14 protein-coding genes are annotated in these 15,393 nt (G+C 61.5%); 5 read left to right on the top strand and 9 right to left on the bottom strand.

The window, feature by feature from the left end; genetic code table 11:
* Positions 1–81: 81 nt before the first annotated feature.
* The 3 genes from istB to AB5Y72_RS14105 all read right to left on the bottom strand — a co-directional run bounded on the left by istB (position 82) and on the right by AB5Y72_RS14105 (position 4,160).
* A complete protein-coding gene (gene istB, locus AB5Y72_RS14115; protein ID WP_113069991.1) occupies positions 82–837 on the bottom strand; it encodes an IS21-like element ISAs29 family helper ATPase IstB in 756 nt (251 codons plus the stop codon).
* A gap of 14 nt (positions 838–851) precedes the next feature.
* A complete protein-coding gene (gene istA, locus AB5Y72_RS14110; protein WP_113069990.1) occupies positions 852–2,393 on the bottom strand; it encodes an IS21-like element ISAs29 family transposase in 1,542 nt (513 codons plus the stop codon).
* Between the two features lie 747 nt (positions 2,394–3,140).
* Positions 3,141–4,160, bottom strand: coding sequence for a Fic family protein (locus AB5Y72_RS14105; RefSeq protein WP_368199098.1), 1,020 nt, complete (start codon positions 4,158–4,160; stop codon positions 3,141–3,143).
* Positions 4,161–4,765: 605 nt separating this feature from the next.
* Here AB5Y72_RS14105 and AB5Y72_RS14100 point away from each other — a divergent pair.
* The 3 genes from AB5Y72_RS14100 (at position 4,766) to AB5Y72_RS14090 (ending at position 7,753) form a co-directional block, all read left to right on the top strand.
* Positions 4,766–6,259 carry a hypothetical protein gene (locus AB5Y72_RS14100; protein ID WP_325783046.1) on the top strand — a complete coding sequence of 498 codons (1,494 nt, stop codon included), beginning with the start codon at positions 4,766–4,768 and terminating at the stop codon, positions 6,257–6,259.
* A gap of 79 nt (positions 6,260–6,338) precedes the next feature.
* The gene (locus tag AB5Y72_RS14095) at positions 6,339–7,229 is read left to right on the top strand and encodes a hypothetical protein (RefSeq protein ID WP_052447040.1); all 891 of its coding nucleotides are present in this window, start codon (positions 6,339–6,341) and stop codon (positions 7,227–7,229) included.
* A 113-nt stretch (positions 7,230–7,342) separates the two neighbouring features.
* Complete coding sequence (locus AB5Y72_RS14090; protein ID WP_325783115.1) at positions 7,343–7,753, top strand: DMT family transporter; 411 nt, start codon at positions 7,343–7,345, stop codon at positions 7,751–7,753.
* A 101-nt stretch (positions 7,754–7,854) separates the two neighbouring features.
* Here the strand turns inward: AB5Y72_RS14090 and AB5Y72_RS14085 are convergent, their stop codons facing one another.
* The 6 genes from AB5Y72_RS14085 to AB5Y72_RS14060 all read right to left on the bottom strand — a co-directional run bounded on the left by AB5Y72_RS14085 (position 7,855) and on the right by AB5Y72_RS14060 (position 11,961).
* Entirely contained in the window at positions 7,855–8,838 is a 984-nt protein-coding gene (locus tag AB5Y72_RS14085) for an MDR family oxidoreductase (RefSeq protein WP_368199097.1), read from the bottom strand.
* 52 nt (positions 8,839–8,890) lie between these two features.
* The gene (locus AB5Y72_RS14080) at positions 8,891–9,526 is read right to left on the bottom strand and encodes a TetR/AcrR family transcriptional regulator (RefSeq protein ID WP_318161613.1); all 636 of its coding nucleotides are present in this window, start codon (positions 9,524–9,526) and stop codon (positions 8,891–8,893) included.
* A gap of 156 nt (positions 9,527–9,682) precedes the next feature.
* Positions 9,683–9,931 carry a GlsB/YeaQ/YmgE family stress response membrane protein gene (locus AB5Y72_RS14075; RefSeq protein WP_010675223.1) on the bottom strand — a complete coding sequence of 83 codons (249 nt, stop codon included), beginning with the start codon at positions 9,929–9,931 and terminating at the stop codon, positions 9,683–9,685.
* Positions 9,932–10,059: 128 nt separating this feature from the next.
* On the bottom strand, positions 10,060–10,785 hold the full coding sequence (gene lpxH, locus AB5Y72_RS14070; RefSeq protein ID WP_325783044.1) for a UDP-2,3-diacylglucosamine diphosphatase: 726 nt from the start codon (positions 10,783–10,785) through the stop codon (positions 10,060–10,062).
* Positions 10,782–11,474, bottom strand: a complete 693-nt coding sequence (locus tag AB5Y72_RS14065; RefSeq protein WP_275873160.1) for a DUF4269 domain-containing protein — start codon at positions 11,472–11,474, stop codon at positions 10,782–10,784. The genes lpxH and AB5Y72_RS14065 overlap by 4 nt, the downstream gene beginning before the upstream one ends.
* A complete protein-coding gene (locus AB5Y72_RS14060) occupies positions 11,464–11,961 on the bottom strand; it encodes a peptidylprolyl isomerase (protein ID WP_010675220.1) in 498 nt (165 codons plus the stop codon). The genes AB5Y72_RS14065 and AB5Y72_RS14060 overlap by 11 nt, the downstream gene beginning before the upstream one ends.
* 190 nt (positions 11,962–12,151) lie before the next feature.
* On the opposite strand from AB5Y72_RS14060, the gene cysS reads away from it, so the two are divergent.
* Positions 12,152–13,528, top strand: a complete 1,377-nt coding sequence (gene cysS / locus AB5Y72_RS14055; protein WP_325783043.1) for a cysteine--tRNA ligase — start codon at positions 12,152–12,154, stop codon at positions 13,526–13,528.
* Positions 13,529–14,311: 783 nt separating this feature from the next.
* Positions 14,312–15,352 carry a sensor domain-containing diguanylate cyclase gene (locus AB5Y72_RS14050; RefSeq protein ID WP_325783042.1) on the top strand — a complete coding sequence of 347 codons (1,041 nt, stop codon included), beginning with the start codon at positions 14,312–14,314 and terminating at the stop codon, positions 15,350–15,352.
* Positions 15,353–15,393: the final 41 nt, after the last annotated feature.

Below are 15,393 nucleotides of genomic sequence, written 5' to 3'. Positions count from 1 at the left end.
CTGCGTATTCCGGCGAAGTTGAACAGCCATTCCGGCCAACGTGAACACCCTGATCCTTAACGCGCTCATGTCATCTCGTTTCTAACTCGACTGTTCAGATTGGGTCAACTCACTTCTCCTCTTTCTCATCGATTCTCCCTTCAGTGACAGCCGGTGAGCGTTGTGCATCAGCCGGTCCAGGATCGCATCTGCCAGGGTGTTGTCCCCCAAGCTCGCGTACCACTCTTCCGTTGGTAGTTGACTGACCACTACCGTCGAGTATTTTCCATACCGATCATCCATGATCTCCAGCAGGGCGTTGCGCTGCTCGGCATTCACCGCTTCCAGTCCCCAGTCATCGAGGATCAGCAGCTCTATCCTTGCCAGTTGACCCAGCAGTCTGGCGTAACTGCCATCTACCTTGGCCTGGCTCAGTTCAAGCAGCAGACGTGGCAGCCGGTAGTAACGAGTGCTATGTCCTTGCTGACAGGCTTGGTAGCCCAGCGCACAAGCCAGGTAGGTTTTTCCACAGCCACAGGGGCCGGTGATGAGCAGGTTCTGGCCTCGGCGTAGCCACTCTCCTTGGGCCAGGTTTGCTACCTGTGACCGCTCCAGGTTGCGTGCTGACTGGTAGTCCAGCTCCTGCACCGTGGCCTGGAGTTTGAGCCTTGCCTGCTTGACCAGCCGAGCTTGTTTACGCTGCTCCCGGCTCAGTTGTTCGTGTTCGACCAGCAGGCTTAGCCGCTCGATGAAGGGCAGCCCTTCGTAGGTACTCGCCTGTTCCAGTTGTTGTTGCACGGCATCCGCCATGCCGGTCAGCTTCAGGCTTCTCAGGAGGGTCAGGGTTTGTTGGGTCATGGGGCGTATCCTCTTCAGTGGAAGCTCTGGGGGCCACGGATGTTCTCGTGCTCTTGCGGTAACTCTGGATAGCTCAGCGGGCTTGCGGGCAGTTGGTCGCGGCCGCTTGTCAGCACCGACTTGAGCTGCTTGAGTCGCACTAGTCCTTCCCGATTAGCCAACTGGCAACAGGCCTCGACCCGTGATGGCGGATACTCCCGGCTCAGACTCAGTAGCCCCAGGCAGAGTCGGTATGCCTGCTCGGCATGGGCTTTCTCTTCCAGCCGTTCGCTAACCCAGCACAAGGTGCCCGGTCCGATATCAGCAGCCCACTGCTTGAGACGGCCTGGCGTCCAGCGTTGCTGCTTGCTGTGGCGTTCCGGCATGTGTTCCGGGAGCGTGCTCATCCCCGGGATAGTTTTACGCGGATGGCTCGCGACCAACTGTTGCTGGTGATAGACCTGAAGCAGGGTGTCGCCAGCATGGAGCTCCAGTTGCTGGCCCACATACTGGTGTGGCACCGAGTAATGGTGCTGCTCATAACTGACGTGATAGTCGATGTTGACCTTGACCGTTTTGATAGCGACATAGCGATAGGGATGCACCGGCAGTGGTCCCAGTGCCGGGCGGTCCAACTGCTCAAACGCCTCGCGCCGGTTACCGGGCAGTTGCTTGAACGGGCGCTCGTTGAGTTCGTTCAGCAAGGCCCGGATGCACTGGTTGAGCTCGGCAAGCGAGAAGAAGGTCTGATGGCGCAGGCGGGCTAGGATCCAGCGCTCGACGATCTGCACTCCCACCTCAGCCTTGGCTTTGTCCTTGGGCTTGTAAGGGCGAGCTGGTATCACCGCCACCTGATAGTGCTCGGCCAACTGCTGGTAGCTGGGGTTGAGCTCGGGATCGTATCGGCAAGCCTTGCTGACACCGCTCTTGAGGTTGTCGGGGATCAGCAGTGCCGGGGTCCCGCCGAAAAACTCAAAGGCACGGGCATGGCTTTGCAGCCAGTCCGGCAGTGACTGTGACCAGGTGGCTTCGGCAAAGGTGTAGTTGGACGCACCAAGCACGGCGACAAAGATCTGGGCCTGACGGACCTCACCCGTGGAGGGCGAGACGATGGGCACCGTGGGCCCGCAGTAGTCGATAAAGAGCTTTTCTCCCGCCTTGTGGATCTGGCGCATGGAGCGCTTTTGCAACTGACACCAGGACTTGTAACGGTCGCAGAACTGGGAGTAGCTGTAACAGCTATTGGGATAGCGCTGGGTGTACTCCTCCCAGAGCAGTTGTTTGGAGACCCCCTTGCGCTTGAGCTCCTGATGGACAGAGGGCCAATCAGGCACGACATGGCGGGCCGAGATGGTGGTATCGGCCTGCGGATAGAACAGGGCAGCCAGTCGGGCATCATCAAGCTCGGTGGGCAAGGGCCAGGTCAGGCCGAGCGAATGGGCACTTTTGAGGAGTTTCTGGATGGAGCCAACGCTGACCTTGGTGCAGCAACTTATCTGGCGAACAGAGAGGTCAGCCTCCAGCCGCAGTCGCAGCACTTCACGAATTTTACGCATTGCAATCCTCTTGGCAGACATAGGCTCTTCCCTGGCAAAAGGGAGAGCGTATCAAAGGTTTTTAAATCAATGCGTTAAGGATGATTCCGGTGAGTGTGAACAGTGATTCCGGGATGTTGAACACTGTTTCCGGAAAGGAGGGGCAAAGTGTTCAGGTTGAACCGGAATGAGCGTTCACATTGGTCCGGAAATGGTGTTCACGTTGAACCGGAATCGGTGTTCATGATCAGCCGGAATATGCAGTAACAAGAGGTAGAACCCGATCATCATCATGGTCAATGGCGTGAATAGCATTTGGGAAAAGAGGTCTATCTGCAGGTCCTGGATTTGCTGTTGCAGGGTGTGACCCGCTGGCCTGAGCAGGTCGGCGGTCAACGGGCTGACCCTATGTGAGCGAAGCCTTTTTCTTATTAACAAGATGATCCCGACAGATAAGAATATTGGGCACAAGAACAAGCCAGTAGTTGCCAGAACAGATACCGCGAGCGACGAGAATTCCATTTCATGCGTCTTTTTGGGGGGGGGGTGAGGTCAGGTTAGCTGACCTGTAAGAGTCTATCCATTGGGATGTGGGGCAAGTATCACAGTATCTGATTATCCCCAATGGAGATCTTACACCTTGTGGTGTTAGTGAGATAAAACAGAGAGTTACTGCGCCCCCTTTGTGCGCAAATGGGGTTCGTTGCGATTGGGTTTACTTGGCTGGTTGTATGTTTACTGATGCGACCCGGAAGCTGGGCGGCGGTAGTAACACACTCGGTGGCCGTCCTATGACAACACTTCCCAATGCCCCCCCTTTCGCGGACCAACAAAACGTAATCGTCCCGCCTTAACCAACGCCGCCGCCGCTCGCTCCACCGTGCTGGTCGATCTGCCTATCCGCTCGGCTAATTGTTTAAGGGTCAGGGCAGGCTCGCTCGCCAAGAGCGCCAACACTGCATCCGGTGTTTTTGCCCGCATTTCTACCTTCATTTCTACCGGCGTTTCTACCCTCACTTTTTCTGGCGAGGTGGGCTGAGATGTCGGCTGTGCGGCAATCGCTTCGGCCAACGCATCTCGAAGCGCCTCTAGCAGAAACAGAATAAAATCGGTGCAGTCACTAAGCCTGTCGGCCTGACTTAATTGGTGGTAGTAGTGCTCTTGGCGCTCTTTGATGATCGCTTCCACCGGCAGGAAGGCCATCACAGGTTGCCAACGGCTCAAGATCACCGTTTGCCACAAGCGTCCCATACGGCCATTTCCATCGGAAAAGGGGTGTATAAACTCCAACTCGTAGTGCAAGGCACAAGAGGCGATCAAGGGATGGGCCTCTGTTTCTGCCAACCATTGCATCAGTTGTTCCATCAGACGCGGAACCTGAGTCGCGGGGGGAGCCATATGCACTAATTGCTCACCCCGATAGATGCCGACCCCACTGCTACGCCATTGCCCTGCGTCATCGCATAACCCGTGCATCAAACGTCCATGGGCCCTGAGCAAATCCGCAGAAGAGGTAGGGGCCCAAGCCGACATTGCTTCATAAGCGGCAAACGCATTGCGCACCTCCTGGATCTCACGGGGCAATCCCAGTACAGGTTTGCCGTCGATCACCGCCGTGACCTGCTCCAGGCTCAGGGTGTTGTGCTCGATGGCCAGGGAGGCCTGGATGGTACGGATCCGGTTTTCCCGGCGCAGCATGGGGACTTGCGAGCTCTGCGTCGAGCGCCATTGCCCCACCAATTCTGCGATCTCCGCCACCCGGCTCAGCATGGCGTGGGTCAGGGTGAAGGGAGGGGAATAGGCTGCCATGGGGGACTCCGACTGAAACGATTGCAAATGCGAAGGCTCAGAGATTATCAGATCGGGGGCAAGACCAACACGGCGGCGTATCTTTGCGAATTCTGTGATAAGCGGTATGCGATGTTCTATGACGGGGTGCGATTTGTTGCGAACTTGCGGTGTTACTCGCTCCATCTGCTTGCTATTTTATGCAATGAGATGCAAATGAGGCTCTTTGATTTAAAATCCCTCGACGTTCGCGTCGTGCCGGTTCGATTCCGGCCTCGGGCACCATTAAGATTAAAGAAAAATTTCTTACAGATTAAACAGATACGACGCCTCATGGCGTCGTTTTTGTTTCTGCTCCCCAGCGTTTCCCCTCTCTCACTTTTCCTTTTTTGTCCATTTCTTGTCTACACAGCTTGCAACTGGCGACACAGATCCCACCCGCTTTCCCCACATCGCTAGGGAGATGAGGCAATCCCACCTTAAGAGTGTGGGAATCACCGTTAGGCCACTACACTTGGAATCCAGGTGCAGCCTTCCAATGGTTGACGGGAAGTGCCATCAGACTCGCCAGTGCGCAATGGGAATCGCGCGGAGCAGGATACCTGATTGGAAAGAAGGAGACGGTGATGACTGAGATCAGACCACGCTGGGAGTGGCGTTCATTTGGAAGGCGCTTCGGGGCTGCAGAGGAGCGGCTGGCTCGGCTCGCTCCTAGCGGAGTCCAGGAAAGCGACGAGATCTACCTGCTATCCGGCGCTGGCGAGAACGTGAAAGTACGAGATGCGTTGATGGATATCAAGGTGTTGCGGGAGGTTAACGCCGATGGCCTGGAGCAGTGGACGCCCGTCATGAAGGCCGGTTTCCCGCTTCCTGGGGTTGAGGCCGTGAAAGTACTTGAGGCCCTCCGGCTGCCGGTGCCGACGTTGGTGCGTGAGAGCTATACGCTCGATGAATTCATTGGGCAGTTTGCCGCGCCGGGTGGGACAGTCCGAGCCGTGAGGGTGCACAAGCGGCGAGTTCGTTATACGGTCGATGGCTGCATGGCAGAGCTCTCAGAGGTGGTGGCGGACGGCAAGTCGACCCGAACCCTTGCGGTCGAATCGGAGGACGCTGCCGGCGTAATGCGGGCGGTGCGGGGGCTTGGCCTGGAGGGTTACACGAACACCAGCTATCCCCGGGGCCTGGCAGCCCTGATAGACGATGTTAACGAACGCTACGCCGTGATAGACGCCGGCACCAACTCCATCAAGTTTCACGTCGGTGAGCGCAGCATCGACGGAAAATGGCGGACCGTCGTCGATCGGGCTGAGATGACCCGCTTGGGTGAAGGCCTTTCACAAGGGGGCAGAATCATCGAAGCGGCCATCGAGCGGACGATTGCAACGATAGCAAGCATGGTTGGCGAAGCCAACCAGCATGGCGTACGGGCCATCGCCGCCGTCGGTACCGCCGGGCTGAGAATTGCATCAAATGGAGGTGACGTTGTAGATGCCATTCGAGCGCGTACCGGCATTCATATCGAGGTCATCTCGGGTGAAGAGGAAAGCCGGATGGCCTATCTGGCTGCCAAGGCCGGCCTGGGTCTGAACCGGGGTTCGCTGGTCGTCTTCGACACAGGTGGTGGCAGTTCCCAGTTCACCTTTGGGCACGATGCCGTGGTCGACACGCGTTTCAGCGTCAACGTCGGAGCGGTGAGTTACACCGAGCGTTTCGGGCTCGACCGTGCCGTCTCGCCTGAGGTGCTGCGCGAGGTCATGGCGGCCATTTCGGCCGACCTCTCGCGCCTTGACGGGCACCTGGTACCGGACGCGCTGGCCGGGATGGGCGGTGCGGTAACCAATATCACGGCCGTGATGCATCGTCTCGCGACCTATGACCCGGTAGTTGTTCAGGGCAGCATCGTCGATCGTGGGGAGCTTGACCGTCAGATCGAGCTCTACCGGTCGAGGGATGCGGATGCCCGTCGAGCCATCGTCGGCCTGCAGCCGAAGCGTGCGGAGGTGATCCTCGCCGGAGCCTGCGTGGTGCGAACGATAATGGAGAAACTGGGCAAGGACAGTTTCACCGTCAGCGATCGCGGTCTGCGTCACGGCGTGCTGGCCGAGCGTTTCGGAGACTGAATGTTGCTCTATTTGCAATGAGAAAGGTTTTGGCGATCGAGCCGAATGGTTTGCTGAATGCAGCGAAGGGGATGTCATCATGATGAGCAAGGCGACCACAACACCCACACTGAGCGCGAAGCCTGTAAGTACCACCAAGGCCGTCGCTCCCCAGCAGCAAGCACCAGTGCCCCACAAGACGGTGAAGCCAGCACTGGCCAAGCCCCTTACGAGCGAGCAGATAATCGAAATGTTCAGGCTCGTGAAGGGGTCTACCAGTGTTGAACTCAAGTTGTCGGTTCCCCTCACCAGCGCCCGTGCGACGATCAAGAGCATAGGGCTCGATCCGGTCGAGGCCCAGCCGCGACAGGCTTTCTTCTTCGATACACCCGATCTGGCCCTGTATAAGGCCGGCATCGTCGTCCGGGCGCGGCGCATCCAGGGGGGGGATGGAGACACTGTCATCAAGCTTCGTCCGGTAGATCCCTCCACCATAGATGCTGAGCTGCGCCGCGTGGCAGCGTTCAAAATCGAGGTGGATGCGATGCCGGGTGGATTCGTCTGCTCGGCTTCGTTCAAAGGGGTCTGTACCGGTCAGGAGGTGCTTGACGTGGCCTCGGGCGAGATGCCTTTGCGTAAGCTGTTCTCCAAGGAACAACGTGCCTTCTATGATGCCCATGCTCCTGCGGATATCCCGATGGACCAGTTGGTCCTCCTCGGACCCGCCTTCCTGCTCAAGGCCAAGCACACGCCGAAAACGACGGTGTTCGATCGCCCCATCGTCACCGAGGTCTGGCTCTATCCTGATGGCTCACACATCATGGAGCTGTCCGTCAAGAGCCTGCCGAAAGAGGCCTTCCAGGTCGCGGCCGATTTCAAGGCTTACCTGGCCAGCCACGGGATCGCCCTCGGCGCGGACCAGTCAGCAAAGACCCAGACAGCGCTGAAGTTTTTCAGCGCCAGACTCAAGAAGGAGGGATTAGCCGGCTGAGAAGCTGCGTGACAGGTTGACGGGCCTGTATTCAAAATCGGTCTGCCAAAGGCTGTTGGGGTCTTGATCGCGCCTGTGATGAGACTCAAGGATGCATTTTTCTGTAGACGACCCTGAACAGCCAGTTGGCACGAGGACTCGGGGGAGATTCGGTCACCGCCGCCTTGTTCTCCTTCGCGGCCGGGGCATTCAGCCTTGGGATCTTCTCGCTGCTGCGCGGCGGATTATTCACCTCCCTTGCGGCTATTCCGTCACAGCCTCTGTGGAGTCTGGCTGGCGGCCTGATCGGTGCATGCGCCCTGTTCAGCTATGTCGTGCTGGCACCGAAAATCGGTTTTTCGGCCCTGCTTGGGCTGGCCATCGTCGGACAGCTGCTGTCATCACAGGCCATCGACCATTTTGGTCTGCTGGGCACCATCCAGCGGCCGGTATCTGTGATAAGGCTGGGGGGTATGCTGGTCATGCTGACCGGGCTCGTCGTCATGCTGTTCGGTGATCGGCTAGCAGATCGTTTTCTGCACTGACGAAATGGCATCCCGGCTCGGTTGCCATGGCCTGAATAAGCCTGGCCACAGAGAGGATCGCCTGACCTGGTCAGGCGATCCGGCTCATATCACGTCAGTCATCACCCCTGGACATTGACCAGGATCCGGCCGCGCACCTGGCCTGCCAGGAAGGCATCCCCCAGGGCCACGACCTGAGAGAGGGGCACTTCCCGGGTGAGGAGATGGAGGCGGGTCAGGTCGAGGTCCTCGGCCAGCCGGGCCCAGGCCTGCTGGCGCAGCGGACGCGGCGCCATCACGCTGTCTATGCCATAGAGGGTGACGCCGCGCAGGATGAAGGGCATGACGGTGGAGGGGAAGTCCATCCCCCCTGCCAGGCCGCAGGCGGCTACGGCGCCGCCGTAGCGGGTAGTGGCGCAGGCGTTGGCCAGGGTATGGCTGCCGACGGTGTCGATGACGCCGGCCCAGCGCTCCTTGCCCAGAGGTCGCCCCGGCGCGGCCAGGTCGGCGCGATCGATCACCTCGGCGGCGCCGAGGGACTGGAGATAATCCGCCTCGTTCAGCCGTCCGGTGGCGGCCACGACCCGATAGCCCAGCTTGGCCAGGAGGGCGATCGCCACGCTGCCCACGCCGCCGTTGGCGCCGGTCACCAGAATGTCACCGTCCCCGGGGGCCACGCCGTGCTTCTCCAGCGCCATCACGCAGAGCATGGCGGTGTACCCTGCGGTGCCGATGGCCATGGCATCCCGGGGGCTCAAGCCAGAGGGCAGAGGCACCAGCCAGTCGCCCTGGACCCGTGCCCGCTCCGCCAGCCCGCCGCTGTGGGTCTCACCCACGCCCCATCCGTTGAGCACAACCTTGTCGCCGGGGCGCCAGTCGGGGTGCTGGCTCTCCAGCACTGTGCCGGCAAGGTCGATGCCGGGGATCAGGGGGAAGCGGCGCACCACGGGGGCGGCACCGGTGAGGGCCAGGCCGTCCTTGTAGTTGAGGGAAGACCACTCCACCGCCACGGTCACATCCCCGGCAGGCAGTACCTCCTCGGGGAGGCTCTGGTAGCTGGCGCGATAACCCGCCTCGTCTTTCTCGATCAGAATACCCTTGAACATCTTGCTTCCTCGCATTAATTGGACTGCGTGACTATTAATGAGCGTTAAAAAATCACTTGGCTAACTTCATGAAAAAATTGAGAAAAGAGAGCATCGGCTCGGTATTGCCCACCAGGCGTGCGCGCAGTACGGCGCCTTCCCAGCCGATCCAGAACTGATGGGCGAGGGCGGGGCAGTCGCTGTCGTGAGGCAGATCCCCCGTCGTCACCGCCTCCCTCAGGCACTGGGCGAGCAGCGCCTCCCAGTCGAGCAGGATCTGCTCGAGGCGAAGGCGCAGCTCGGGGGAGAGTTGCACCACCTCCTGGCCCAGGTTGCCCACGAGGCAGCCACGCTGGAACGCGAAGCGGGTCATGCCCAGGCAGGCGCTGTCGACGAAGGCGCCAAGGCGCGCCAGGGGGGGCAGGCTCGCATCCCCCAGATAGCGCGTCAGCTTGCGGCAGAAGTAGTGGTGATAGGCATCCATGACCGCCAGGGTGAAGTCGTGCTTGGTGGCGAAGTAGTGATAGAAGGAGCCCTTGGGGATCCGGGTCGACTGCAACACCCGCTCGATGGAGGTGGCGGCGATGCCCTGCTCGGTCAGCAGCTCCATGCCCCGGCGGATCAGCAGATCCCGGGTGTCGGCATAGGTGTGTCCGTGCTGGGCAGGGCGGCCGCGGGGGCGGCGGGGCAGGGCGTCATTGGGTTGCATGGGGTTATTAGACGCCTCAACTAGAAATAATGCAAGCGTGGCACCGAACGGACGAAACGAGTGGATGAGATCGGGTAGTTGAGACAAGCTTGAGCCAGCGGGGCTGAAAACAGCGAGGGCGCCAGTGGCGCCCTCGTATCGATGGGTGGCTAGGTCTCAGCTGCGCAGCTTGTTGTAGACAAACAGCACGATCAGGGCGCCAACGGTGGCGATGATGATGCTCGGCAGGTTGAAGCCGGTGACCGTTCCCATCCCAAGCAGGGTGCTGACATAGCCCCCCACCATGGCGCCGACCACCCCCAGGATCACCGTCATGAAGAAACCGCCGCCATCCTTGCCCGGCATGATCCATTTGGCCAGGATGCCGACGATCAGCCCCAGTACCACCCAAGTAAGAAATCCCATGGTCATCTCCTCGTTGTGTGCAGAGAACCAGAGTATATGCAGGGATCCAGCTTGTATCCCGCCACAGCACGGCGTGAGTCAGAAACGGTCTTATGAGACTCGCTCATGACCATGGCAGGCAGAGGACCTCAGCCAAGCGCGCGGGTGTCGAGGCGCTGCCCGGCGGCGGAGCAGACCAGCACCGACCCCTGCTCGAACCAGTCTCCCAGCACGATGCGCCGCGCCGCACGCCCATCCAGGGTGAAGTCGTGGATGGCGGGTCTGTGGGTGTGGCCGTGGATCATCAGGCGGCAGCCGTGCTGGCGCAGCATGTCGTCCACCGCCTCCGGAGTCACGTCCATGATGATCTGGCTCTTGTGGGCATTCTCCATCTGGCTCTGGCCGCGCATCTTGTGGGCGATGGCCTGGCGGCGCGAGAGCGGCAGGCGCAGGAAGAGCCAGCGCAGCCACTTCTGTTGTGTGATGCGGCGAAACTTCTGGTAGCCCTCGTCCCGGGTGCAGAGCAGATCTCCGTGGCTCAGCAGCACCCGCTCGCCGTACAGCTCGATGACGCAGGGATCGCCGAGCAGGGTCATGCCGGCCCGTTTGGCAAACTGGCGCCCCAAGAGGAAGTCGCGGTTGCCGTGGATAAAGTAGACAGGCACGTTCTGCTTGCTCAGGGCGAGGAAGGCATCGGCCACCTCGCGGTGGAGCGGGTTGGGGTCGTCGTCGCCAATCCAGAATTCGAACAGATCCCCCAGCACATAGAGGGCGTCGGCACCTGGCGCCTCCTCGGCGAGAAAGCGCACCAGGGCGGCGGTCATGTCGGGCCTGCCTTGGCTGAGGTGAATGTCACTGATAAAGAGGGTGCTCATGAGGTCCTGGGCATCATGGTAAGAGAGTCCCGCCGAGGCGAATCGCAGGGGCCGTTGGCCGGGTGGATGAGGGGAGACCAGCAAAGCCCCGCGAGAGTGCGTCCCTCCAGGGCCAGCAGCGCCTCGTAGGGGTCGCCGGACAGGCCCAGCAGGCGGCACATGGCCGCTTCCCCCTTGAGCCCTTCATCAAAGCGAAGACGCACTACCTCGGCATGGAAGGGGGCGCCGAAGTGCGCCAGCAGGGCGGCCATCAGGCTGAGGTGGCGCCAGCCGTTGAGGTGCTCGAGGGGATCTGGGGTGATATAGAGCTCAAGGGACCAGCACTGGTCATCGGGCCCGCGACGGCTCTGCTCGGCGATCCAGACCTGCTCGCCCTTGCTTCGCACCTGCCAGCCTTGGGTTGCCAGCGTCGCGGCCAGAGAGGCCGGGTCCGGGTGCTGGCAGAGGATATCGAGATCGCTGCCGGGCCGGTCGAGCCCGATGGCGACCGTGCTCACCAGGGCCATATCGTCGCACAGGCGGCCAAGCTCATCCCACAGGCCGGCACTCAGCAGGGCATGGGCCGAGCGCTGGCGTGCGTTGCCACGGGCCAGATAGTCGAGGCGGCGCCAGTTCGGGGCGGCAGATGGAAAAACTGCGGCCGGGGCCGCAGTGGTATCAGAGCCTGGCCGGCAGGGATTACTCGGCAAGGGTCACCTTGGTGATCACCACGTCTTCGGTCGGGACGTCCTGGTGCATGCGGCCGTAGTTGCCGGTCTTCACGCCCTTGATCTTGTTGACCACGTCCATGCCGGCGGTCACTTCACCGAACACGCAGTAGCCGAAGCCCTGGGTGGTGGCGGACTTGAAGTCCAGGAAGTCGTTGTTGTTCACGTTGATGAAGAACTGGGCGCTGGCGGAGTGCGGCTCCATGGTGCGGGCCATGGCGATGGTGCCGACCTTGTTGGACAGGCCGTTGGCCGCCTCGTTCTTGATGGGGGCGCGGGTCTCTTTCTCTTCGAAGCCAGGGGCATAGCCGCCGCCCTGGATCATGAAGCCGTCGATGACGCGGTGGAAGATGGTGTTGTCGTAGTGACCGTCACGGCAGTATTGCAGGAAGTTGGCCACGGTTTCCGGGGCTTTTTCCGCGTTCAGGGTGAGGGTGATGTCGCCGTGGTTGGTGTGCAGAGTGACCATGAGTTGTCCTTTCATTTTGACGCGAGCGGCAAGGTGCTCGCAGGTGTATGGCATAAAGTGGTGGCAATTCTAGCCCATCAGGGCCCTGCGGCATAGATGGCAGGGGGGGGAGTCGGCTTTTGCGCCTCGTTTTCTATACCGGATGCGGGTAGAATGGCAGGCCATTTTACTCACAGGCAGTGGTCATAAGATGCTGAAGATATACAACACACTCACTCGTCAAAAAGAAGAATTCAAACCTATCCACCCGGGCAAGGTGGGCATGTATGTGTGTGGCGTCACTATCTATGATCACTGTCATATCGGCCACGGTCGCACCTTCGTCGCCTTCGACGTCGTCGCTCGCTACCTGCGCTACAGCGGCTACGAGCTGAACTATGTGCGCAACGTCACCGACGTGGACGACAAGATCATCAAGCGCGCCGCCGAAACGCACGTGACCTGTGACGATCTGACCGAGCGCCTCATCGGCGACATGCACCAGGATTTCGACGCCCTCGGCATGGTGCGCCCTGACATCGAACCCCGCGCCACCCAGCACATCCATGAAATCATCGCCCTGGTCGAAACCCTGCTGGAAAAAGGGCACGCCTACGTGGCGGACAACGGCGACGTCATGTTCATCGTCGACTCCTACGCCGACTACGGCAAGCTCTCCGGCCAGGATCTGGAGCAGCTGCAGGCCGGCGCCCGGGTCGACGTGGTGGATGCCAAGAGGAACCCGCTGGACTTCGTGCTGTGGAAGATGTCCAAGCCCGGCGAGCCGACCTGGGACAGCCCTTGGGGCCCGGGTCGCCCCGGCTGGCACATCGAGTGCTCCGCCATGAACTCCAAGCACCTTGGCAACCACTTCGACATCCACGGCGGTGGCTCCGATCTGCAGTTCCCCCACCACGAGAACGAAATAGCCCAGTCCTGCTGCGCCCACGGCGGCGACTACGTCAACACCTGGATGCACAGCGGCATGGTGATGGTGGACAAGGAGAAGATGTCCAAGTCCCTCGGCAACTTCTTCACCATTCGCGATGTGCTGGCCCACTATGACGCCGAAACCGTGCGCTACTTCCTGATGTCCGGCCACTACCGCAGCCAGCTCAACTACTCGGAAGACAACCTGAAGCAGGCCCGCGCCGCCCTGGAGCGGATGTACACCGCCCTGCGGGATCTGCCGGCGGCGGCCGCCGCCGGTGGCGAGGAGCAGGTGGCCCGCTTCAAGGAGGCCATGGACGATGACTTCAACACCCCGGAAGCCTACTCCGCCCTGTTCGACCTGGTGCGCGAGATCAACCGCCAGAAGGGTGAAGACATGGCCGTGGCCGCCGGCCTCGGTGCCCGTCTGCGGGAGCTGGGCGCCGTGCTCGGCATCCTGCAGCAGGATCCGGATGCCTTCCTGAAGGGCAACGAAGCGGACGAAGAGGTCGCCGAGATCGAGCGCCTGATTGCCGAGCGCAACCAGGCCCGCGCCGACAAGAACTGGGCCGCGGCGGATGCCGCTAGAGCCCGTCTCACCGAGATGGGCATAGTGCTGGAAGACAGCGCCGGCAAGACCAGCTGGCGCCGGGCATAAAGCCGGTGGCGCTGCTCGCGCCAACCGGTTGAGCCAATAAAAAAACCGCAGCCCCAGGGCTGCGGTTTTTGTTTGTGCCTTTTCCCTCTACACCTCTTAAGCCTCGGCGCTCTGTTTAAGCCTCGGTGGTCTGCGCTCTGATTCCCTCTCCCCCAAGGGGAGAGGGAACGTTTACCGCGGACGATTACGCTTCGCTAATCGCCCCTACATGGTGGCGCCGTGCCAATCAGACGAGTGACGCCTCACCCTGACCCTCTCCCGCAAGGGGAGAGGGGATGGTTACCGCGGACGATTACGCTTCGCTAATCGACCCTACTCGACTCTACCAATGGTTTCTAACGTCTTACCCGCAGGGGAGAGGATGGAGCCTCGAGGCTGACGGGCACTCCCGTCGAGGGTGAAACCCTCGCCCCTTGGCGCAGGCGCGGGATGCCGGGCTGGCATCCGCCAGAATTGCTACCGCCCCTGGCTCTCGCTACCACAATGCGCCGCTGACCCGACGGGACGAAACAGGGGCCAACGGGCACCCGTTACCATCCTACGGAGCCGACGGGGCCCGATCCACGGCTATTGCTGAGGGATGTGTCAGAAATGATGGGTTTTTTGCGCTGGTTCAAAGTTATGGCCCGGGGCGGGCCGCCGGGGGGGCCCCGGGCGTGGCGGCGCGCCCGCCAGGCCGTGAGCGGGTGGGTGTTTTCCCGGTCTACCCCTTTCTCGCACTTGTCTGGCGTGCTCCGAGTTGGCTAAGGTGTGCGGACATGACATGCAAGCTGGGAGAGAGGCATGGACAAGATATTGCAGGCCCTGTCGGAGCGGGTTACAGAGGCGCGGGATCTGGAGAGCCTGATCCGCCCGCTGCTGGAGATGCTGGAGACGGTGACCGGGCTGGAGTCGACCTACCTCACCGAGATCGATCTCGAGCAGGGCACCCAGCATATCCGCTATGCCCGCAACGTGGCCGGGCTGCAGATCCCGGAGGGGGCGGCGGTGGAGTGGAGCGATACCCTGTGCCGCCGGGCCATCGACGAGGAGAGGCGCTATACCGACGACGTCGCCGCCCACTGGGGGGATTCGCAGGCGGCGCAGGCCCTGGGCATCCGCACCTATCTGAGCAGCCCGGTGCGCACCTCGTCCGGTTCCCTCTATGGCACCCTGTGTGGCGCCAGCGCCGAGCGCAAACCCCTGGTGGAGGGGGCGGAGCAGCTGATCGCCTTCTTCGCGCGCCTCATCGCCGAGCAGGTGGAGCGCGAGCAACTGCTGCAACAGTTGCAGCGGGCCAACGAGGAACTGTCACGCCAGGCCCTGTCCGATCCCCTGACCGGCTTGCCCAATCGCCGGGCCCTGATGCTGGAGCTCACCCGGCTGTTCTCCCTGTCGGATCGGGCCGGGCACCCCGTCTTCATCGCCTTTATCGATCTCGACGGCTTCAAGGCCATCAACGATACCCACGGCCACGACGCGGGGGATCGGCTGCTCACCACCATGGCGCGGCAGCTGAGTGGGACCCTGCGCAGCGGCGACATGCTGGCGCGCTTCGGCGGCGACGAGTTTGTCGCCGTGGGCATGGGGCCCATCCCGGGGGCCTGCTCGGTCGAGGCGGCGGTGCAGACCTTCCAGCGCCGCCTGTTCGAGCAGAGCGTGCTGCAGCTGCCGATGGGGGATCGGGTGCTTCACTACCCCGGCGCCAGCGTGGGCGCGGTGGCGGTCGATCCGGCACGGGTCAGCGTCGAGGAGGCCCTGCGCCGGGCCGATGCGAGCATGTATGCGGTCAAGCGCCAGCGCCGCGGCGCAGGGGACGGCCCCATCCCGCCTGCGACCCATTGACGGGCCCGGCCCGCGAGGGCCCTGGGGCCGGTTTGATGCGG

This window comes from Aeromonas sp. R7-4 (genome assembly GCF_040908055.1).
GTDB classification, from domain to species: domain Bacteria; phylum Pseudomonadota; class Gammaproteobacteria; order Enterobacterales; family Aeromonadaceae; genus Aeromonas; species Aeromonas sanarellii.
This window is presented reverse-complemented; position numbering and strand designations above follow the sequence as displayed.